Raw genomic sequence first — 19,975 nt, 5'->3', positions numbered from 1 at the left:
GCTTCTTGTGGTGGATTTAAATATGCATCTGGTAATACACAGCATTGCCTGATGCGACGCTGCCGCGTCTTATCAGGCCTACGAGTTCAGTGCTGTGTAGGTCGGATAAGGCGTTCACGCCGCATCCGATAATAACAGCATTGCCTGATGCGACGCTGCCGCGTCTTATCAGGCCTACGAGTTCAGTGCTGTGTAGGTCGGATAAGGCGTTCATGCCGCATCCGACAATAACAGCATTGCCTGATGCAATTACTCTTCGCCGTTAAACCCAGCGCGGTTTAACAGGAACTGTGCCAGCAACGCTACCGGACGACCGGTGGCGCCTTTTGCTTTACCAGAACGCCAGGCGGTTCCTGCAATATCCAGGTGCGCCCAGTTGTACTTGCGGGTAAAGCGCGACAGGAAGCAACCTGCGGTAATTGCCCCACCAGGACGACCGCCAATGTTCGCCATATCGGCAAAATTGGACTCCAGCTGTTCCTGATACTCGTCACCCAGCGGTAAACGCCATGCGCGGTCACCGGATTGTTCAGATGCAGCAATCAGCTCATGGGCCAGCGGGTTATGGTTCGCCATCAGACCGGTAATGTGATGGCCCAGCGCGATCACGCAGGCACCAGTCAGCGTCGCCACGTCAATCACCGCTTCTGGCTCAAAACGCTCCACGTAAGTTAACACATCGCACAGCACCAGACGGCCTTCGGCGTCGGTATTCAGCACTTCTACGGTTTGACCGGACATGGTGGTTAACACATCGCCCGGACGATAGGCACGCCCGCCAGGCATGTTTTCGCAGCCAGCCAGCACGCCGATAACGTTAATCGGCAGTTGTAGCTCTGCGACCATCCGCATCACGCCGTAAACCGCTGCCGCGCCGCACATATCGTACTTCATCTCATCCATGCCTTCGGAAGGCTTGATGGAGATACCGCCGGAGTCAAAGGTTAAACCTTTACCGACCAGCACGATTGGGCGTGCATCTTCCGACGCGTTGCCTTTGTACTCAATCACCGACATCAGCGATTCGTTTTGCGAACCCTGACCGACCGCCAGATAGGAATGCATCCCCAGCTCTTTCATCTGCTGTTCGCCGATAACGCGGGTAATAACATTCTTGCTGTAGCTGTCAGCCAGCTGGCGCGCCTGAGAGGCGAGGTAAGCGGCGTTACAGATATTCGGCGGCATATTGCCGAGATCTTTCGCAGCTTTAATCCCGGCGGCAATCGCCAGACCGTGCTGGATCGCGCGCTCCCCGCTGGTCAGTTCACGGCGGGTCGGCACGTTGAACACCATTTTACGCAGCGGACGACGCGGTTCGCTCTTGTTCGTTTTCAGTTGATCGAAACTGTAGAGCGTCTCTTTTGCTGTCTCGACAGCCTGACGCACTTTCCAGTAGTTGTTACGGCCTTTAACGTGCAGTTCAGTCAGGAAACAGACCGCTTCCATCGAGCCAGTATCATTCAGTGTGTTAATGGTTTTCTGAATGACTTGTTTGTACTGGCGCTCATCCAGCTCACGTTCTTTACCACAACCAATAAGAAGGATGCGCTCAGAAAGCACGTTCGGCACATGGTGGAGCAACAGCGTCTGCCCCGGTTTTCCTTCCAGTTCGCCTCGGCGCAGCAGGGCGCTGATGTACCCATCGCTGATTTTATCGAGCTGTTCTGCAATCGGAGAAAGGCGACGTGGTTCGAAGACGCCCACGACGATGCAGGCACTCCGCTGTTTCTCCGGGCTACCGCTTTTTACACTAAACTCCATGCACTACGCTCCTGAATCTTAAAGACAACGGCGGTGGCTACAGATAGAATTGCAAGCTTTCGTAACTCATGTCCGCTGTTGCGATGACTTCGTGTTAATCTTAACGTTATTACGGCATTGGCACGTCAGAACAAAATCTGAGAGGTGAATCCGTTGAGTATAATTATCTTAGCGACGATTTCGACGACTCAAGAGAATAAATGACGTTTAAGCCATGAAACAAGCTAAAATCCTGCAAAAGACGAGTTTTTACGGGCGTATTTAAAGTGATAATCATAAGATATCTGGTGCGGGAGACGCTCAAAAGCCAGCTGGCGATACTCTTCATCTTGCTTTTGATCTTCTTCTGTCAAAAGTTAGTGAGGATCCTCGGCGCAGCGGTTGACGGCGATATTCCGGCGAATCTGGTGCTCTCCCTGTTGGGGCTGGGCGTGCCGGAAATGGCGCAGCTTATCCTGCCATTAAGCCTGTTCCTCGGGCTGCTGATGACGCTGGGCAAACTGTATACCGAAAGTGAAATTACGGTAATGCATGCCTGCGGCCTGAGCAAAGCGGTTCTGGTGAAAGCGGCGATGGTTCTCGCGGTGTTCACGGCGATTGTCGCGGCGGTTAACGTGATGTGGGCGGGGCCGTGGTCATCGCGCCATCAGGATGAAGTGCTGGCAGAAGCGAAAGCTAACCCAGGCATGGCGGCGCTGGCGCAAGGGCAATTCCAGCAAGCGACTAATGGCAGCTCAGTGCTGTTCATTGAAAGTGTTGATGGCAGCGATTTCAAAGATGTGTTCCTCGCGCAAATTCGACCAAAAGGTAACGCGCGTCCTTCTGTGGTGGTGGCCGATTCCGGACATTTAACGCAACTGCGCGACGGATCCCAGGTCGTCAGCCTCAACCAGGGAACGCGCTTCGAAGGCACTGCACTGTTACGTGATTTCCGCATCACGGACTTCCAGGATTATCAGGCGATCATTGGTCACCAGGCGGTGGCGCTCGACCCGAACGATACCGACCAGATGGACATGCGCACATTGTGGAACACCGACACCGATCGTGCCCGCGCAGAACTGAACTGGCGTATCACGCTGGTATTCACCGTGTTTATGATGGCGCTCATGGTTGTGCCTCTGAGCGTGGTTAACCCGCGTCAGGGACGTGTCCTGTCGATGCTGCCAGCCATGCTGCTATATCTGCTTTTCTTCCTGATCCAGACCTCCCTTAAATCGAACGGCGGTAAAGGTAAGCTGGACCCGACGCTGTGGATGTGGACCGTTAACCTGATTTATCTGGCTTTGGCGATTGTTCTCAACCTTTGGGACACCGTGCCGGTCCGCCGCCTGCGCGCCAGTTTTTCGCGTAAAGGAGCGGTGTGATGCAACCTTTTGGTGTTCTTGACCGCTATATCGGTAAAACCATTTTCACCACCATCATGATGACGCTGTTCATGCTGGTGTCGCTTTCCGGCATTATCAAGTTTGTCGATCAGCTGAAAAAAGCCGGGCAGGGGAGTTACGACGCGGTAGGCGCGGGGATGTATACCCTGCTGAGCGTGCCGAAAGATGTGCAAATCTTCTTCCCGATGGCGGCCCTGCTGGGCGCGTTGCTCGGACTGGGGATGCTGGCACAGCGCAGCGAACTGGTGGTGATGCAGGCTTCTGGTTTTACCCGCATGCAAGTCGCGTTATCAGTAATGAAAACCGCCATTCCACTGGTTTTGCTGACGATGGCGATTGGCGAATGGGTCGCGCCGCAGGGCGAACAGATGGCGCGTAACTACCGCGCGCAGGCGATGTACGGTGGTTCGTTGCTCTCTACTCAACAAGGTTTATGGGCCAAAGATGGTGACAACTTTGTCTATATTGAGCGAGTAAAAGGTGACGAAGAGTTAGGTGGTATCAGTATTTATGCCTTTAACGAGAATCGTCGTCTGCAATCCGTTCGCTATGCCGCTTCCGCGAAGTTTGACCCTGAACATAAAGTCTGGCGTCTGTCGCAGGTTGATGAATCTGACCTGACCAATCCAAAACAGATAACCGGTTCGCAGACGGTGAGCGGCACCTGGAAAACCAACCTCACGCCGGACAAACTGGGCGTGGTAGCGCTGGATCCTGATGCGCTCTCCATCAGTGGTTTGCACAACTACGTGAAGTATCTGAAGTCGAGCGGTCAGGACGCCGGGCGCTACCAGCTTAATATGTGGAGCAAAATCTTCCAGCCGCTATCCGTGGCGGTAATGATGCTGATGGCGCTGTCATTTATCTTCGGTCCACTGCGCAGCGTGCCGATGGGCGTTCGTGTGGTCACCGGTATTAGCTTCGGTTTTGTGTTCTACGTACTGGACCAGATCTTCGGCCCGCTGACGTTGGTTTACGGCATCCCGCCGATTATCGGCGCACTGTTGCCAAGCGCCAGCTTCTTCTTAATCAGTCTGTGGCTGTTAATGAGAAAATCGTAACTTGATGAATGAATAAAGGGAGCTAAAGCTCCCTTTATTATTGTTAGCAAAGTGGCGTAGGCCTGATAAGCGTAGTGCATCAGGCAAAGGCAAGCTGGTGTGAGAGAACACAAACAGCGCCTGACTTACCTTTTTCTCCCCCCAAGCAAACTCCCCAGCACACCGCGTACAATCTGATTCGTCACCTGGCGGGCGGCGCTTTTCGCCATTGTTTGCACCACGCCATCTTTCTTCCCGCCGCGTGGTCCGGTAGTGCCAAACAAAATATCCTTCAACCCACCCAGAATACCGTCATCTTCACTTATCTCTTTCCCTTTGGCCGGAGGGGTATTTTGCTGCTCGGTGCTTGCCTGTACGCCTTTTTGCAACATCTCATAGGCGGATTCCCGGTCCACGTCATCTTCATACTTGCCATACACCGGGGAGTGATTAATCAAGCCATTACGCTCATCTTCTGTCACTGGCCCCATCCGTGAACAAGGCGCGATCACCATCGCACGCTCTACCACAGAAGGGCTTCCTTTCGCATCCAGAAAAGAGATCAACGCTTCGCCGGTTCCTAGTTCCTGAATCGCCTTTTCCGTATCAAATGCAGGGTTGGGGCGCATGGTTTGCGCTGCCGTCTTCACTGCTTTCTGGTCTTTCGGTGTAAAGGCGCGCAGAGCGTGCTGAACGCGATTTCCCAACTGCCCAAGCACGTTGTCCGGAATATCAGAAGGGTTTTGCGAAACAAACCAGACGCCCACGCCTTTTGAACGGATAAGCCTTATTACCTGTTCAATCTTATCCAGCAGCACCTGAGGCGCATCGTTAAACAACAGATGCGCTTCGTCGAAGAAAAACACCAGTTTCGGTTTATCCAGATCGCCTGCTTCCGGCAATTGTTCATACAACTCTGAAAGCATCCACAACAGGCTGGCGGCGTACAGTTTAGGCATCTGGTAGAGTTTTTCGGCGCTAAGGATATTGATAACACCCTTACCGTTGGCATCAGTACGCATCCAGTCTTTGATATCCAGCATCGGCTCACCAAAGAAATGCGTTGCCCCTTGCTGTTCCAGCGTCAGTAATCCGCGCTGGATGGCACCAACCGATGCGCTACTGATATTACCGTACTGATTCTGGAATGATTTGGCGTTATCACCGATGTATTGGGTAATCGCCCGCAAATCTTTAAAGTCGAGAAGCAACAATCCCTGATCGTCAGCAATACGGAAAATGATATTCAGGACGCCAGATTGCACATCGTTGAGATTCAACAAACGCGCCAGCAACAACGGCCCGAGATCCGATACCGTTGCCCGCACTGGATGACCTTTCTCACCAAAAATATCCCATACCACCACTGGATTCGCATGTGGTTGCCAGTCGTTGACGCCGATATTTTTCAACCGAGCGAGCAGTTTTTCCGAGGTAGTACCTTCTGCCGCAACCCCGGTCAAATCACCTTTTACATCGGCCATAAACACCGGAACGCCGATTTCTGACAGAGATTCCGCCAGTTTTTGCAGCGTGACAGTTTTACCTGTCCCCGTTGCGCCAGTAATCAGTCCGTGACGGTTAGCCATAGCGGGTAGTAAAAACAGTTCTGTGTCCGGCGTGCGGGCAATTAAACGTGATTCGCTCATGAGATTTCCTCCAGTTCCCTGTCTGGAGTATAGGCACGGTTAAAAAGTTTTCACCACTAAATTCAGCCGATTGCGAGATATCTTAAAGTCCTGGCAGAAGCGACCCAACAAAGCCTCCGCAATTCATAATTGTAGGCACTGCACCTTGCCAGAAGTTGATCTGATTATCGCGAATACAGGCGCCGCAGTGACCACGGCTGCGCGGCGCTACCCTGGGCAACCACGCGGCGAATCACCTTATGTTCGGCAATTAGCGGATATTGCGACAATCCCTATTCGTTATTGATTATCGACATGCTTTTGTCGTTCACTGGTGTTGCCCGGGAAGTGTAGAGAATGGCTGAGCGGGGCCTGGAGTGTGACAAAGGTTACATATCGCTGAAGACAACGCTGAAATTTTCAGCACTTAGCGAGGCTGGCACAAGCTGGCGCTTGCATGGTGGCGCGTGACAGGTATAATTCACAACGTTTTCCGCATACCTCTTCAGTGCCGAAGTGGCGAAATCGGTAGACGCAGTTGATTCAAAATCAACCGTAGAAATACGTGCCGGTTCGAGTCCGCCTTCGGCACCAAAAGTATGTAAATAGACCTCAACTGAGGTCTTTTTTTATGCCTGAAATCCGCGCTACACAAATCTTTTCCGCTGTTTTTTTCCACCTGGTTCAATCCATATTAATTCCCTTAAGAATACCGAACCAAGTATGTTTGCGCTTATCTATTAAGGATTCGGCTCTTTCAGAAAATCTAATCCATCCTCCAGGCACAATATTTATTGCGATCGTGCTCGCATCGTGGACAATGTTTAATCATAAGTAATATTTACATCAATGAAATCAATGATTTCTATTATGTCACGGAATGGAAAATGGACAGCAATACATTGGGATTCACTTCATACTGGCGCAACTCCTTAGCTGACGCCGAATCTGGTAAAGGAACGTTTTCACGTAAAGATACAGATTCATTCATTCGATGGATAAATATCACCGCAGGGCAGTTGGATGACGAGACTATTCGGGCATTTTTTGACGGTGAAGGGGAGTCGGTAAAAACCGTTGAAGTCGTGTTACGGCCCCAAGTGTGGAACCGCATAGTAAAGCATGGCAAAGAGCAAATGGCAGGTGCACCCGCAATTATCACGCCACTGGTTACCTCCGCTCTTCTGAATAGGGAAGGTTTTTTGTTTCCTGCCGCTTCAGCCACTATTCCCCGCGATCTGCTTGAACCTCTCCCTTCCGGTCATTTTTCTATTGGTGAGTTGGCGCAATATGACAAATACAAAACCACGCATAACACAGCCACCATTAATGAAGATGAACCAGAACATTACGAAGAAACTGACGAAGAGAAAGCGGAACGCCATGCCAGGTATCGTCAGCATTGGCAAAATTATCTACAACAGTCAGATAACCTTTTAAGAAACGTCGCTGGAAATTGGGTCGCTACATCTGAGCCATACGAACGGGCTGGATACGGTTATATTGTTAAAGCTAGCCAGCATGTAGGGGCCAGCGTTCATATCCTGCCTATGTATGACCATCTTCTGATGAGCCAGGTTAAGGTTCCGCTATTAACGCGTTTTGCCTCAAACGAAATGGCTCCAGTGGAGCCACTTCTCGCTAAGAATGCGATGTTCTGCGAACGTCTGGGGCATTCCGGCGATAAGTTTCCGCTGGCAGTGGCGCAGCGCGATGCCCTGAGCCATTATCTGACTCAACAGCAGGGTGATATGCTCGCTGTCAACGGTCCTCCGGGAACGGGTAAAACTACGCTGGTGCTTTCTATTATTGCCACCGAATGGACAAGAGCCGCACTTAATCAAACTGAACCTCCTGTAATTATTGCCACATCGACTAACAATCAGGCCGTCACCAATATTATTGAAGCCTTTGGAAAAGATTTCTCTACTGGTTTTGGCGTAATGTCTGGGCGTTGGTTGCCGGAGGTAATAAGCTATGGCGCTTATTTTCCGTCTAAAAGCCGTCAGGTTGAGGCAGCGAAGAAATACCAGACTGAAGATTTTTTTAACCGCGTTGAATCCCAGGAATATCTGGAAAAAGCCCGGGCCTTTTACCTTGAAAAAGCGGAGGCGGCGTTTGGAGCTGGAGAGTGCAATTCGCCAGAGCATGTAGTGACGCTTTTGCATGAACGTTTAACTTCACAGTTTATGCAACTTCAGCAAATCGAACCCGCATGGCGCAGACTCAATGATATCCGCCATGAACAGCGAGTCATCAGTGAGAATCTCGACCAGTATCTTCAGGACAAAAACACACTTCTTCTCAATATTGGCAATGAAATTTCACTTTTAGCCAGAGGTAAAAAGCAGTGGCAGCAATACCGTGCCGATGAGTCGCTTATGTATGCATTTTTGTCATGGCTCCCTGCTGTTCGTGCTAAACGCCATTACCAGATTAACCTCTTCCTGGACTCTACGTTCGGCGCAAGAATGACAGCGTTCCAGGGAAATTGTCCCGAAGATATTGATAAATTTATCGATAGTTTGATCGCTAAAGCGCAACAAGAGCAGGCGGCGTGCCAACAGAATATCAACTTTGCGCAGGACATAGCCCGAAGCGAAATGGAAGCAGCAAAACAATGGCGCGGGTTGACTTATGCTCTGGGCTACAGGGGAGACGATGAGCTGAACCTCGCCGGAGCGGACGAGCTTGCCGATACTCAGATTCGTTTTCCAGCGTTCTTGTTAGCGACTCATTATTGGGAAGGTCGCTGGCTGATGGATATGGCGGCAATTGATAACCTGCAAAAAGAAAAAGGAATTACCGGGACAACTATCGCCGAGGCTCGTTGGCTAAGAAGAATGAAACTTACTCCTTGTGTGGTAATGACCTGCTACATGTTGCCTTACCATATGAACAGGAGAAAATCTTTTGGTGGGGACAGAACATCGGATAATAATTATTTATATAACTTTGCCGATTTACTGATTGTCGATGAAGCAGGGCAGGTACTCCCGGAGGTTGCTGCGGCCTCTTTTGCATTGGCGAAGAAAGCACTGGTGATTGGCGATACGGAGCAAATAGCTCCAATCTGGAATTGTCTACCCGTTACTGATATGGGCAATATGCTTGAGGAGAATATTCTTTCTGGTGGCACTCAGGAAGAGTTAATAAATACATATTCCCATGTGTGTGGGTCTGGAAAAAGTGCAGCATCTGGTAGCGTAATGCAGGTTGCCCAGTTCAACTCCCGCTACCAGTATGATCTCAAGTTCGAGCGCGGAATGTATCTGTATGAGCATCGTCGCTGTTTCAATAACATCATCGGCTACTGTAACTCACTTTGCTATCACGGTAAGTTGCAGCCTAAAAGAGGGATGGAAAAAGGGACGATTTTTCCCGCAATGGGATATCTGCATATTGATGGCCGAGGCATGAAGCCAAATGGGGGGAGCCGTTATAACCCTCTTGAAGCTGAAACAATAGCAGCATGGCTGGCGACACATAAGGATGATATAGAGCGCCATTACGGGGAACCTCTGTACAAAGTTGTTGGTGTTGTGACGCCATTTTCGGCGCAGGTTAATGCCATCAAAACGTCATTGCGTAAGCTGGAGATTAATGACAAAGACGAAGAGGACTCACTGACAGTGGGGACTGTGCACTCCTTGCAGGGTGCGGAAAGGGCGATTGTTCTCTTTTCCCCAGTCTACTCAAAACATGAAGATGGCAGGTTTCTTGATAGCAACAGCAGTATCCTCAATGTTGCTGTCTCACGCGCTAAGGATAGTTTTCTGGTCTTTGGCGATATGGACCTTATTGAGATGCAGCCCGCATCTTCGCCGCGAGGGTTATTGGCAAAATTTCTGTTTGCTTCAGATAATAATGCGTTGCAATTTGAGTTTCAGAAACGACAGGATTTAATTTCCGCACAGACAAAAATTTCAACGTTGCATGGTGTGGAGCAGCATGATGAATTCTTGAATAATGCTCTGGCCGCAGCTCAACAGAAGATCACGATTATTTCCCCCTGGTTATCCTGGCAAAAAGTGGAGCAAACGGGGTTTCTGACGTCAATGGCTCTGGCCCGCTCCCGAGGTATTGATATTACCGTGGTAACGGATAAAAACTGCAATATTGCGCATATCGATGATGATAAGCGCCAGGAGAAACTGCATCTTCTAAATGATGCAGTCGAAAAGCTCAATAATATGGGCATTGCTACAAAATTGGTGAATCGCGTTCACAGCAAAATTGTGATTAGAGATGAGGAGTTGCTGTGCGTTGGATCTTTTAACTGGTTCAGTGCTGCGCGAGAAGATAAATATCAACGATACGATACGTCTTTGGTGTACCGTGGCGAAGGCGTAAAAAATGAAATAAAGGCGATATATAGCAGTCTGGATCAACGTCAGCTATAAGTGTGATGAACAGTTCACAACACAGGAGTGGTAAGGGATATATTTTAACAATGTGAAAGCGACTTTCAGATTTATTGCGAGTCGCCTTCCTGATTTTCAATCTTATTGTTTACTAATCATTCTCCTTTGCGTAATGCGTCTGGCATTAACGGCAGGGGCTTTTAGGAATGAAAGCGAATGCAAGTAATAACGGAAATCTAAACCGATCATAACGGTCTAATTTCTTCGCCCCGTATTAAGCATATCATGGCTGTTCATGATGCCGAATTGAATCAGATAGCGACGTTAAATCAGCAAAATAAGTATTACCTCACCCCCTAAAAACCTCTTTCCGATGCCACTCCACAAACCCCTCAAAAGGGTAATTTTTACGCACCTGTGGCAACGCAATAGTTTTCCCGTCAAAATCCCAGAATAGTTTCTCAACAATACCTCCGCCGTTTACCGCATCCGAGACAAGCACCCGCATATTTTCATCCAGGCCAATCGATCCTTTATCAAAGGCTTTATGGTGAATTGCGCAAAGCGCCAGGCCATTAGGAATTTCACAAGGACCGCCGTGCTGTTTCCATTTTATATGCGCTGCTTCCAGCGCGACGGTGGTGTCATCGTGGCGCATATTAAAGCCACATATCGCGCACTGGTAGTTATAGGCGCGTAATACATTTTTGCGAAATAACGGGTCGCGCTGTTTACGGATTTGCTGGAGATCAAAACCCAGCTCGTCAGCAATTTCTTCCTGAATACTCTCGGTGAAGTGCGCTTCGAGTATCTGTTGTGCCAGAGTATTGATGAGTTTTTTATTGCCGGTTACCAGGGCGTAGTGCTGTTCATCGAAACCGCCTGCAACGTGGTATTCGGTCAGTTCCTTCACTGGCGGTTGTCGGCTGCTCCCTGCTGTTGAGCAAAGCCCGGCATTGTGTAATTGCCAGAATCCGTCGCCTTGTAATCGCCAGAACGGCATATCAGGTCGGTACTGTGAACGCTGTGGCCCAAAACGTTCCAGTAAACTGTGCAGAGGTTCGTAGATTTCCGATCCATAATCGAAAAGGCGCGGATGTCCATTCAGGTATCCCGCTAATACGTATAGCAGTAACAATGGCTTATGAGGCGCGCGCTGTTCACCCTTGTGCCAGATTTTTATGTTGGCAATTGCCTGCTGTAGCGATTTACTGGAAGCCATTGATATCCTTGGCAGTGAAATAATTGCGATCATGCTCGCAAATTTTCTACTGTTCAAGCCTGCAAGCGAAGATATATTACATTGATCTCATTTGTTTTTTTGCTGCCCATTCATAGAACGTATAAGGACATCCCTCATGAATAAACTCCCTGACCATCTTCCGCGGCGTTATATCATCGAAGCTATTCATTTATGGGATGCAGGAGAAACGCATCAGTTCCAGCCAGCGCGGTTGTATGAGATTGAATATCATGGCCGACGTTACCCGTCGAAGGCAATTGCTGGCATCGCAGCAACGTTGATGACGGGGGCGCAATTTACGCCTGCGGATTTCACCGGCGGAATAAAATCTAAATGCGTCAAGCTACTTATAGATCAGGGATTTCATATTCATCAGGATAAAGTCGCTGCGGCTCCCATAGCCGATGTTCTGTTCCCGGATGAGTTGGCGTCGCAGGAGAGATACGTTGAAGGTGCGGCGATAAAAGTGACGGTAAACCGCTATGAACGCGATAAAAAGGCCCGCGACAAAGCAGTCGAACATCACGGATGCCAGTGCAACGTATGCGGAGTTGATCTGGTGAAGATCTATGGCGATATCGCTGAGGGCTTTATCCATATGCATCACCTTGTGCCGCTTTCAGCCATTAAAGAGGATTACCAGCTGGATCCGGTTAATGATTTGCTGCCTGTTTGCCCTAATTGCCATGCGATGCTGCACCGACGCAAACCACCGTTTACGCCGGAGGAGTTAAAAGCGTTGATGAATGCAAATAAATCAAATTAATGAACGCTCATCTTTCGCGCCAAAACTGCAAAATAGCGTCAACAAATTTGTCTACAATCATCCCCCGACTGAAATGACGGCTTCGTAGCGCCGTCGTCCAGTTCTCCAGCGTTCGGTACGCTGAACCGTAATATCCCTTGCTCAAATTATTTGGATTTTCATCAGGCGCGTTTGTCAGTTCTCTTTTAAAGTGATATGGCGGGCGCGGGATGTATCTGCGCAAACCGCGCCAGTTATTTTATTCCGGGATGAACAACATCTTTATTTTCAGGCAATGGATACCCTGAAAAGTTAGTTTTGCACAGTAACTTTATTATCTTTCACTGAGAGCAACACTGAATCCGCAACAGCTTTACCACCCGCAGTTTCACCGCCAATAATCAATAGACTATTATTCCAGGGCAATGATACTCCGTAGGCTCGACCTTGCGTCAGTTCGCCAGATTTCTCCCATTTCCCGTTATGCCAAAGATGAATATCAGCGCTATATGATTTTTTCAGGCCTTCATGCGCATAGTTCTTACCGTTCTGGTAATTTTTGCGCGAGCCTATAAATCCGGCTCCTCCGGCAAATATAAGAGAGTCATTGCTAATACCTGCAAAACCGCCAGCGACGCCATCTGGTGATGAGACGGGAGGAAACTTATTCCATTTTACGTTATTGCCGGTAAGATTAAGTTCAAATACGGCATCCGTTCGCAATCCTGGTTTAGCTTCACCATTAATAAGCCAGTTTTTATCACCTTTATTCACAACCGCCGCACCAGCCGTCCCGTACCAGGGCGATTCGCCAGCGTAACTCCATTGCTGTGTTGAGGGATCAAAAGACAACAGAAACTTATTGAAGAAATAATTTTCTGCTTTTTTGTCAAAATAGTGGCCGTTGATTTTATCTATAGTTGCTGAATCTTTTCCAGCCTCGTTGAGATCTTCAAAATAGCCATTGAAGATATTTTGGTTAACACCGCCAGTAACATAAGCCTTGCCGTTGTGTACAAAAGTCACATGACCCGCCATGCCCATCGGTGCGTGTGACATCAATTTAATCCAGGTATTAGTTGCTGGGCTATATTTGTACACATCGTTGAACACCCTGGTTAAACCTTGTTGGTTTTTGCCAATACCGCCAAATACATACAAATCACCATCAATAAATGCGGACGTTGCTTGATCTCTTGCGCCGCCGGGGAATTCAGCCAGAGCTGTCCATTTTTTATCTTTGGCTTGCGTATCCAGCTTGTACCATGCCGTACCAGCGCTACCTAAACCAATGTAGACAGTGTCGTTATCAATTGCACCAGTACCACTTTTAAATGGTACTGGAATTTCCGGTAATACAGACGCGTTCGCGGCAAATGAGGCCATCATGATAGCAAGCGCCGTTATTGTTCTCTTCATTGTGAATTACTCCTGCTCGCTGGAATTCAAATGTTGCACCATGTGCCTGTATACCTTTTATACCAAAACTAAGTAGCAATCTTTGCAACAACATCAGTTTTGTTGTGTCGGTCACAACTTATGCAATGGGGGAGTAGGTTAATCCATTGTTATGTTGGACGACACGTTATGTAAATTGGTCAACCATTATTGCGATGAATGTCACATCCCCCGATCACTAACCGCTGATCTCCCTGTGTTGTCATTTGCAGTAACCGACATGAGAGTAGATTTCTTGTGATGTGGTTAACCAATTTTAGATTTCAGGTTGACATGTATTACCAAAAGGTAGAACTTATACGCCATCTCATCCGATGCAACGCCACGGCTGCGGTCTGGTCGTTCATTCGGATACCTAAACAACTCCGGGGTTCCGCGTCTCTTCGCTGTTGAACCCACTACGTGAAAGAGGAATAAACATGGAACAGACCTGGCGCTGGTACGGCCCTAACGATCCGGTTTCTTTAGCTGATGTCCGTCAGGCGGGCGCAACTGGCGTGGTTACCGCGCTGCACCATATCCCGAACGGCGAAGTATGGTCCGTTGAAGAGATCCTCAAACGCAAGGCTATCGTTGAAGACGCAGGTCTGGTGTGGTCTGTCGTGGAAAGCGTGCCAATTCACGAAGATATCAAAACCCACACTGGCAACTATGAGCAGTGGATCGCTAACTATCAGCAGACCCTGCGCAACCTGGCGCAGTGCGGTATCCGCACCGTGTGCTATAACTTCATGCCGGTGCTCGACTGGACCCGTACTGACCTCGAATACGTGCTGCCAGACGGCTCCAAAGCTCTGCGCTTCGACCAGATCGAATTCGCTGCATTCGAAATGCACATCCTGAAACGTCCAGGCGCGGAAGCGGATTACACCGAAGAAGAAATTGCTCAGGCAGCTGAACGCTTCGCCACCATGAGCGACGAAGACAAAGCGCGTCTTACCCGTAACATCATCGCTGGTCTGCCGGGCGCGGAAGAAGGGTATACCCTCGACCAGTTCCGTAAGCACCTGGAGCTGTACAAAGATATCGATAAAGCGAAGCTGCGCGAAAACTTTGCCGTCTTCCTGAAAGCGATTATTCCAGTTGCCGAAGAAGTTGGCGTGCGTATGGCTGTTCACCCGGACGATCCGCCGCGCCCGATCCTCGGCCTGCCGCGTATCGTTTCCACCATTGAAGATATGCAGTGGATGGTTGATACCGTAAACAGCATGGCGAACGGTTTCACCATGTGCACCGGTTCCTACGGCGTGCGTGCTGACAACGATCTGGTTGATATGATCAAGCAGTTCGGTCCGCGTATTTACTTCACCCATCTGCGCTCCACCATGCGTGAAGATAACCCGAAAACCTTCCACGAAGCGGCGCACCTGCACGGCGACGTTGATATGTACGAAGTGGTGAAAGCGATTGTTGAAGAAGAGCACCGTCGTAAAGCGGAAGGCAAAGAAGACCTGATCCCGATGCGTCCGGACCACGGTCATCAGATGCTGGACGACCTGAAGAAGAAAACCAACCCTGGTTACTCCGCAATTGGTCGTCTGAAAGGCCTGGCCGAAGTTCGCGGTGTCGAACTGGCGATCCAGCGCGCTTTCTTTAGCCGTTAATATCCACCGGCATGGCTGCGCGCCGTGCCGGTTCCTTCTTCCTTGCCGTCACTCTCTGAAGACGGATTCTGGAGTTTACGATGACTACTATTGTTGACAGCAATCTGCCGGTTGCCCGCCCGTCATGGGATCATTCTCGTCTGGAATCACGCATTGTGCATCTCGGTTGCGGGGCGTTTCACCGCGCGCACCAGGCGCTGTACACCCATCATCTGCTGGAAAGTACCGACAGCGACTGGGGTATCTGCGAAGTTAACCTGATGCCAGGCAACGACCGCGTGCTGATCGAAAACCTGAAAAAACAGCAACTGCTGTACACCGTGGCGGAAAAAGGCGCGGAAAGCACCGAACTGAAAATTATCGGTTCGATGAAAGAAGCCCTGCATCCGGAAATCGACGGTTGCGAAGGTATTCTCAACGCGATGGCGCGTCCGCAGACGGCGATTGTCTCCCTGACGGTCACGGAAAAAGGCTACTGTGCCGATGCGGCAAGCGGTCAGCTGGATCTCAATAACCCGCTGATCAAGCACGATCTGGAAAATCCGACCGCGCCGAAGTCCGCAATTGGTTACATCGTAGAAGCCCTGCGCCTGCGTCGTGAAAAAGGGCTGAAAGCGTTCACGGTGATGTCCTGCGACAACGTACGTGAAAACGGTCATGTGGCGAAGGTTGCGGTTCTGGGGCTGGCTCAGGCGCGTGATCCGCAGCTGGCGGCATGGATTGAAGAGAACGTCACCTTTCCGTGCACCATGGTTGACCGCATCGTTCCGGCGGCGACGCCAGAAACCTTACAGGAAATTGCTGACCAGCTGGGCGTTTATGACCCGTGCGCCATTGCCTGCGAACCGTTCCGTCAGTGGGTAATTGAAGATAACTTTGTTAACGGTCGCCCGGACTGGGATAAAGTCGGCGCGCAGTTTGTTGCCGATGTTGTGCCGTTCGAAATGATGAAACTGCGTATGCTTAACGGCAGCCACTCTTTCCTGGCATACCTCGGTTACCTCGGCGGCTATGAAACCATTGCCGACACCATGACTAACCCGGATTATCGCAAAGCGGCCTTTGCCCTGATGATGCAGGAACAAGCACCAACGCTGTCGATGCCGGAAGGGACTGATCTGAACGCCTATGCGACGCTGCTGATCGAGCGTTTCAGCAACCCGTCTCTGCGTCACCGCACCTGGCAGATTGCGATGGACGGCAGCCAGAAGTTACCGCAGCGTCTGCTGGACCCGGTGCGTTTACACCTGCAAAACGGCGGTAGCTGGCGTCACCTGGCGCTTGGCGTAGCGGGCTGGATGCGTTACACCCAGGGCGTGGATGAGCAGGGTAATGCCATTGACGTGGTAGACCCGATGCAGGCCGAGTTCCAGAAGATCAATGCGCAGTATCAGGGCGCAGACCGCGTGAAAGCGTTGCTGGGCCTGAGCGGTATCTTTGCCGATGATCTGCCGCAAAATGCAGACTTTGTTGGCGCGGTGACTGCAGCATATCAGCAGCTGTGCGAGCGCGGCGCGCGTGAGTGTGTGGCTGCACTGTAACTGACTGATTACCCTACAGACTTACTGGTCAATCAAAATCATATTTGGTTGACCAGTTTTCGTTTTTTGCCCACCTGTACGTGCCAACTTCCAGTGCTAATGGTATAGTTTGAAATTAACGGTCAACGTAAAATTGCCCGGTAAGCAAGCCTGTCGGGCCTACGGATCAATCGCAATTTATTGAATACGCACTCTTTGTAGGCCGAATAAGGCGTTCACGCCGCATCCGGCAATAATTTGATTAATCGCATCTAACGGACACAACATCATGAAATCTGCCACCTCTGCGCAAAGACCTTACCAGGAAGTTGGGGCGATGATCCGCGATCTGATCCTTAAGACGCCGTACAATCCTGGCGAACGGCTACCGCCGGAGCGTGAAATCGCAGAAATGCTGGATGTCACCCGCACGGTGGTGCGTGAGGCACTGATCATGCTGGAGATCAAAGGGCTGGTAGAAGTACGACGTGGTGCCGGTATTTATGTTCTCGACAGTTTACCCAGCCACAATGCAGAGAGCGCAGAGGCCAACGTCTGCAATGACGCCGGTCCTTTTGAACTGTTACAGGCGCGCCAGTTGCTGGAAAGTAACATCGCCGAGTTTGCCGCTTTGCAGGCTACCCGCGAAGACATCGTTAAAATGCGTCAGGCATTGCAACTGGAAGAGCGTGAACTGGCCTCCAGTGCGCCGGGCAGTAGCGAAAGCGGCGACATGCAGTTCCACCTTGCTATTGCTGAAGCCACGCATAACAGCATGCTGGTGGAACTGTTCCGTCAGTCCTGGGAGTGGCGGGAAAATAATCCAATGTGGATCCAGTTACATAGCCATCTCGATGACAGCTTATACCGCAAAGAGTGGTTAGACGATCACAAACAGATCCTGGCTGCGTTAATCAAGAAAGATGCCCGCGCGGCAAAACTGGCGATGTGGCAGCATCTGGAGAATGTGAAGCAGCGCTTGCTGGAGTTCTCTAACGTCGATGACATCTATTTCGATGGTTATCTGTTTGATTCGTGGCCGTTGGATAAAGTGGACGCCTGATCCCTCATTTCTGGTGCAAAGTTGAACCGCTTTGCACTATGTATGTTCCCTGAATAATTAATTATGTTCTGCAGAATATATTATGCGTAATTTAATCATTACGTACGATATATTGTTTTGGAATAATTATATATCAGTTTAACGCTGAGAAATTATTCGGAATAATCAGAATATGTTAACGTATTTCCGTTATGTTTAATGACTTTTGTCAAATGATACCTTTTTAAATAAAAAGTCAGTGGATATTCTTTTCTGTACAGTGTTTTATCTTTGGCGGATCTTATAAATCCCTTATGAAAGTGCCAGGGACGCAATGAGCATAAAGGAATGATTATGGAATATGAGCATCAACCCAGTGGTGTCCAGCAGCCAGGGCAGGATACAGATGCCACTAAACGTCAGGAGTGCGCAAAATGATGCGCCAATCAGTTCAGACGGTATTACCTGAAAGTACAGGGAACAATACGTTATCGCTGCGTGATTCCGTATGCCGGGATCTCTTTCAACTTTTTAGTTCTCCCCATTCACCGCTACCAATATTACTTGTTTCAGGCATGCCTGAGTGGCAAGGGCATAATCAGAGCGACAAGCTTCTCCAGAGTTGGTATTGCCGCCAGTTACGTTCAGCGCTTTTATTTCATGAGCCACGTATTGCGGCATTGCAGGTCAATCTGAAAGCAGTCTATTGCCACGAGTTGGTCATTAGTCTGGAGATGATGCTGTACCACGATGATGAGCCGCTAACGTTTGACCTGGTCTGGCAGAAGGGGAGCTGGCATCGCACGATGCCGCAGTAAATGATGGGAAACGCGATACGCTCAAGACGTATCGCGTTAGGTCACAATTAGTGGGAGGTTCTGATTGCTGCTTTCAAGGCCGGAAGTCGGGATGGACTGGCATTGAGCTTATCAATCCCCATAGTGAGCAGTCGTGCTGTTTGCTGGGTATCTCCAGCCATTTCGCCGCACATACTGACCGGAATTTCATTATTACATCCGGCCTGACACACCATAGCAATAGTGTTAATCACCGCGTCATTACGATAATCGACCAGTTCCGCGACGGTACTATTTCCTCTGTCTGCCGCCATAATATATTGCGTCAGATCGTTGGTGCCGATGGAAAAGAAATCGACTTCACTGGCTAATTTGTCTGCAATCATGACTGCGGCAGGAACCTCAATCATAATTCCCAGCGCTGGAAGATTTTCTGCAGAAAACTTTCAGCCAGGTTCAATCTCCAGCTCGCGCAGTTCACGCCAGAAACGCTCTGCAACGGGATTCATCCGTGTGTTCATCCGGTATGCGTAGGCCTGAATCGGGATAACTAATTCGTCTCGATTCAGGACAATGAGCTGCCCGCTGCGAATTTCTTGTTGTATGGCGTACTCCGGTAGCCAGGCAATCCCACAGCCGTCGAGGGCAACCTGCTTTAATAACTCGCTCATTGAAGACACGAAAAAGGTGCTGAAACTTAACTCGCCGTGGCGCGTCAGGGTGCGGTTAATCAATCGCCCCATGTAGGAATTACGACTGTAGTTGAGTAGAGGAAAGTGCGGCTGCGCGAGGCTAAAAAGCGCTTCCCCCTGTTCGTTAACGGCGCAGACGGGGAACAGACGTGATTCAAACAACCGAATGTGGTCGAACGGCGCTTCCAGTAAGTCTTCGTCGTGAAACGAAAAAATACAATCACTTTGCCCTTCGCGCAGTTTATCGACCGCTTCATCGACATCAATAGCTTCAATCGCCCAGGTAAAGAGCGGTGGCATCTGGCTGATAATGGACGGTAACAGCCCGAGGGAAAGAGAGTGTGCAGCGGCTATTTTAATTTTGCGTTGCGCGTAATCGCTGCCACCACGGAGTTCTGCAAGGTTGCTCTCTAACTGTTGCAACAGATGACGGATCTGCGAATGGAATATTTTCCCTTGTTCCGAGAGTTGTAGCGGCGTTACCTGGCGATTAAATAACTCAACGCCAATCGCCTGTTCCAGCGCGCGTATCCGGCGGCTGAATGCCGGTTGTGATACGTTGCGACTGACTGCCGCCTGGGAAAAGTTACGGCATTTTTCCAGCGTTAAAAAATCGTAAAGCCATTTGGTTTCAATATTATGCAAGACCGAACCATTGTCATCCATTGCGTTTTACTCTGTCAGCCGCCCTTG

At 49.8% G+C, this 19,975-nt stretch carries 15 protein-coding genes, 1 tRNA gene and 2 pseudogenes; 11 read left to right on the top strand and 7 right to left on the bottom strand.

The features are described from left to right. Positions 1-249 precede the first annotated feature (249 nt). Complete coding sequence (pepA, locus tag AACU94_RS17925; protein WP_000397144.1) at positions 250-1,761, bottom strand: leucyl aminopeptidase; 1,512 nt, start codon at positions 1,759-1,761, stop codon at positions 250-252. A gap of 153 nt (positions 1,762-1,914) precedes the next feature. Between pepA and ytgA the strand changes: the two genes are divergently transcribed. The 3 genes from ytgA (at position 1,915) to lptG (ending at position 4,210) form a co-directional block, all read left to right on the top strand. Further along, the gene (gene ytgA, locus AACU94_RS17920; protein WP_211180521.1) at positions 1,915-1,965 is read left to right on the top strand and encodes a protein YtgA; all 51 of its coding nucleotides are present in this window, start codon (positions 1,915-1,917) and stop codon (positions 1,963-1,965) included. Between the two features lie 62 nt (positions 1,966-2,027). Continuing rightward, positions 2,028-3,128: an LPS export ABC transporter permease LptF gene (gene lptF, locus AACU94_RS17915; protein WP_105290081.1), complete on the top strand. Its 1,101-nt coding sequence runs from the start codon at positions 2,028-2,030 to the stop codon at positions 3,126-3,128. Then, positions 3,128-4,210 carry an LPS export ABC transporter permease LptG gene (gene lptG / locus AACU94_RS17910; protein WP_105290080.1) on the top strand — a complete coding sequence of 361 codons (1,083 nt, stop codon included), beginning with the start codon at positions 3,128-3,130 and terminating at the stop codon, positions 4,208-4,210. The genes lptF and lptG overlap by 1 nt, the downstream gene beginning before the upstream one ends. A 125-nt stretch (positions 4,211-4,335) precedes the next feature. Here the strand turns inward: lptG and AACU94_RS17905 are convergent, their stop codons facing one another. Beyond that, entirely contained in the window at positions 4,336-5,838 is a 1,503-nt protein-coding gene (locus tag AACU94_RS17905) for a helicase HerA-like C-terminal domain-containing protein (RefSeq protein ID WP_130216641.1), read from the bottom strand. Positions 5,839-5,935: 97 nt separating this feature from the next. Then, a pseudogene (locus AACU94_RS17900) lies at positions 5,936-6,110 on the bottom strand (alcohol dehydrogenase); the annotation flags it as partial. Positions 6,111-6,327: 217 nt separating this feature from the next. Between AACU94_RS17900 and AACU94_RS17895 the strand changes: the two are divergent. Next, positions 6,328-6,411: transfer RNA gene (locus tag AACU94_RS17895), tRNA-Leu, on the top strand. A 293-nt stretch (positions 6,412-6,704) separates the two neighbouring features. Then, a complete protein-coding gene (gene yjhR, locus AACU94_RS17890) occupies positions 6,705-10,220 on the top strand; it encodes a helicase YjhR (protein WP_135489956.1) in 3,516 nt (1,171 codons plus the stop codon). Between the two features lie 310 nt (positions 10,221-10,530). On the opposite strand, the gene AACU94_RS17885 is transcribed toward yjhR, so the two are convergent. Next, positions 10,531-11,403 carry a phosphorothioated DNA-binding restriction endonuclease gene (locus AACU94_RS17885; RefSeq protein WP_135489954.1) on the bottom strand — a complete coding sequence of 291 codons (873 nt, stop codon included), beginning with the start codon at positions 11,401-11,403 and terminating at the stop codon, positions 10,531-10,533. 136 nt (positions 11,404-11,539) lie between these two features. On the opposite strand from AACU94_RS17885, the gene AACU94_RS17880 reads away from it, so the two are divergent. Both AACU94_RS17880 and AACU94_RS24800 read left to right on the top strand, forming a co-directional pair. Then, positions 11,540-12,190: an HNH endonuclease gene (locus AACU94_RS17880; RefSeq protein WP_135489952.1), complete on the top strand. Its 651-nt coding sequence runs from the start codon at positions 11,540-11,542 to the stop codon at positions 12,188-12,190. After that, a complete protein-coding gene (locus AACU94_RS24800; protein WP_418930469.1) occupies positions 12,190-12,267 on the top strand; it encodes a hypothetical protein in 78 nt (25 codons plus the stop codon). The genes AACU94_RS17880 and AACU94_RS24800 overlap by 1 nt, the downstream gene beginning before the upstream one ends. Before the next feature lie 214 nt (positions 12,268-12,481). Here the strand turns inward: AACU94_RS24800 and AACU94_RS17870 are convergent, their stop codons facing one another. Next, complete coding sequence (locus tag AACU94_RS17870; RefSeq protein ID WP_135489950.1) at positions 12,482-13,588, bottom strand: N-acetylneuraminate epimerase; 1,107 nt, start codon at positions 13,586-13,588, stop codon at positions 12,482-12,484. 458 nt (positions 13,589-14,046) lie between these two features. Here AACU94_RS17870 and uxuA point away from each other — a divergent pair, with 458 nt between their 5' ends. The 4 genes from uxuA to iraD all read left to right on the top strand — a co-directional run bounded on the left by uxuA (position 14,047) and on the right by iraD (position 18,611). Then, positions 14,047-15,231, top strand: a complete 1,185-nt coding sequence (gene uxuA, locus AACU94_RS17865) for a mannonate dehydratase (RefSeq protein WP_021564825.1) — start codon at positions 14,047-14,049, stop codon at positions 15,229-15,231. Between the two features lie 80 nt (positions 15,232-15,311). Then, positions 15,312-16,772 carry a fructuronate reductase gene (locus tag AACU94_RS17860; protein WP_135489949.1) on the top strand — a complete coding sequence of 487 codons (1,461 nt, stop codon included), beginning with the start codon at positions 15,312-15,314 and terminating at the stop codon, positions 16,770-16,772. 268 nt (positions 16,773-17,040) lie between these two features. Further along, a complete protein-coding gene (uxuR, locus tag AACU94_RS17855) occupies positions 17,041-17,814 on the top strand; it encodes a Uxu operon transcriptional regulator (protein WP_130216613.1) in 774 nt (257 codons plus the stop codon). A gap of 413 nt (positions 17,815-18,227) precedes the next feature. Then, complete coding sequence (gene iraD / locus AACU94_RS17850) at positions 18,228-18,611, top strand: anti-adapter protein IraD (RefSeq protein WP_033555723.1); 384 nt, start codon at positions 18,228-18,230, stop codon at positions 18,609-18,611. A 47-nt stretch (positions 18,612-18,658) separates the two neighbouring features. Here iraD and AACU94_RS17845 read toward each other — a convergent pair. After that, a pseudogene (locus tag AACU94_RS17845) lies at positions 18,659-19,030 on the bottom strand (putative PEP-binding protein); the annotation flags it as partial. A 6-nt stretch (positions 19,031-19,036) separates the two neighbouring features. After that, positions 19,037-19,948 (bottom strand): hypochlorite stress DNA-binding transcriptional regulator HypT, encoded by a 912-nt coding sequence (gene hypT / locus AACU94_RS17840; RefSeq protein ID WP_135486727.1) that lies wholly within the window; start codon positions 19,946-19,948, stop codon positions 19,037-19,039. Between the last annotated feature and the right edge of the window lie 27 nt (positions 19,949-19,975).

The organism is Escherichia sp. E4702 (genome assembly GCF_963883545.1).
Lineage (GTDB): Bacteria > Pseudomonadota > Gammaproteobacteria > Enterobacterales > Enterobacteriaceae > Escherichia.
The sequence above is the reverse complement of the archived record's forward strand: the minus strand, read 5'-3'. Positions and strand labels throughout refer to the sequence as shown.

Excerpts from the sequence above, each read along its gene's own strand:
- pepA (WP_000397144.1), bottom strand. The coding sequence starts at position 1,761 with ATGGAGTTTAGTGTAAAAAGCGGTAGCCCGGAGAAACAGCGGAGTGCC.
- lptG (WP_105290080.1), top strand. The coding sequence starts at position 3,128 with ATGCAACCTTTTGGTGTTCTTGACCGCTATATCGGTAAAACCATTTTC.
- AACU94_RS17905 (WP_130216641.1), bottom strand. The coding sequence starts at position 5,838 with ATGAGCGAATCACGTTTAATTGCCCGCACGCCGGACACAGAACTGTTT.
- yjhR (WP_135489956.1), top strand. The coding sequence starts at position 6,705 with ATGGACAGCAATACATTGGGATTCACTTCATACTGGCGCAACTCCTTA.
- AACU94_RS17885 (WP_135489954.1), bottom strand. The coding sequence starts at position 11,403 with ATGGCTTCCAGTAAATCGCTACAGCAGGCAATTGCCAACATAAAAATC.
- AACU94_RS17880 (WP_135489952.1), top strand. The coding sequence starts at position 11,540 with ATGAATAAACTCCCTGACCATCTTCCGCGGCGTTATATCATCGAAGCT.
- AACU94_RS24800 (WP_418930469.1), top strand. The coding sequence starts at position 12,190 with ATGAACGCTCATCTTTCGCGCCAAAACTGCAAAATAGCGTCAACAAAT.
- AACU94_RS17870 (WP_135489950.1), bottom strand. The coding sequence starts at position 13,588 with ATGAAGAGAACAATAACGGCGCTTGCTATCATGATGGCCTCATTTGCC.
- uxuA (WP_021564825.1), top strand. The coding sequence starts at position 14,047 with ATGGAACAGACCTGGCGCTGGTACGGCCCTAACGATCCGGTTTCTTTA.
- AACU94_RS17860 (WP_135489949.1), top strand. The coding sequence starts at position 15,312 with ATGACTACTATTGTTGACAGCAATCTGCCGGTTGCCCGCCCGTCATGG.
- uxuR (WP_130216613.1), top strand. The coding sequence starts at position 17,041 with ATGAAATCTGCCACCTCTGCGCAAAGACCTTACCAGGAAGTTGGGGCG.
- iraD (WP_033555723.1), top strand. The coding sequence starts at position 18,228 with ATGATGCGCCAATCAGTTCAGACGGTATTACCTGAAAGTACAGGGAAC.
- hypT (WP_135486727.1), bottom strand. The coding sequence starts at position 19,948 with ATGGATGACAATGGTTCGGTCTTGCATAATATTGAAACCAAATGGCTT.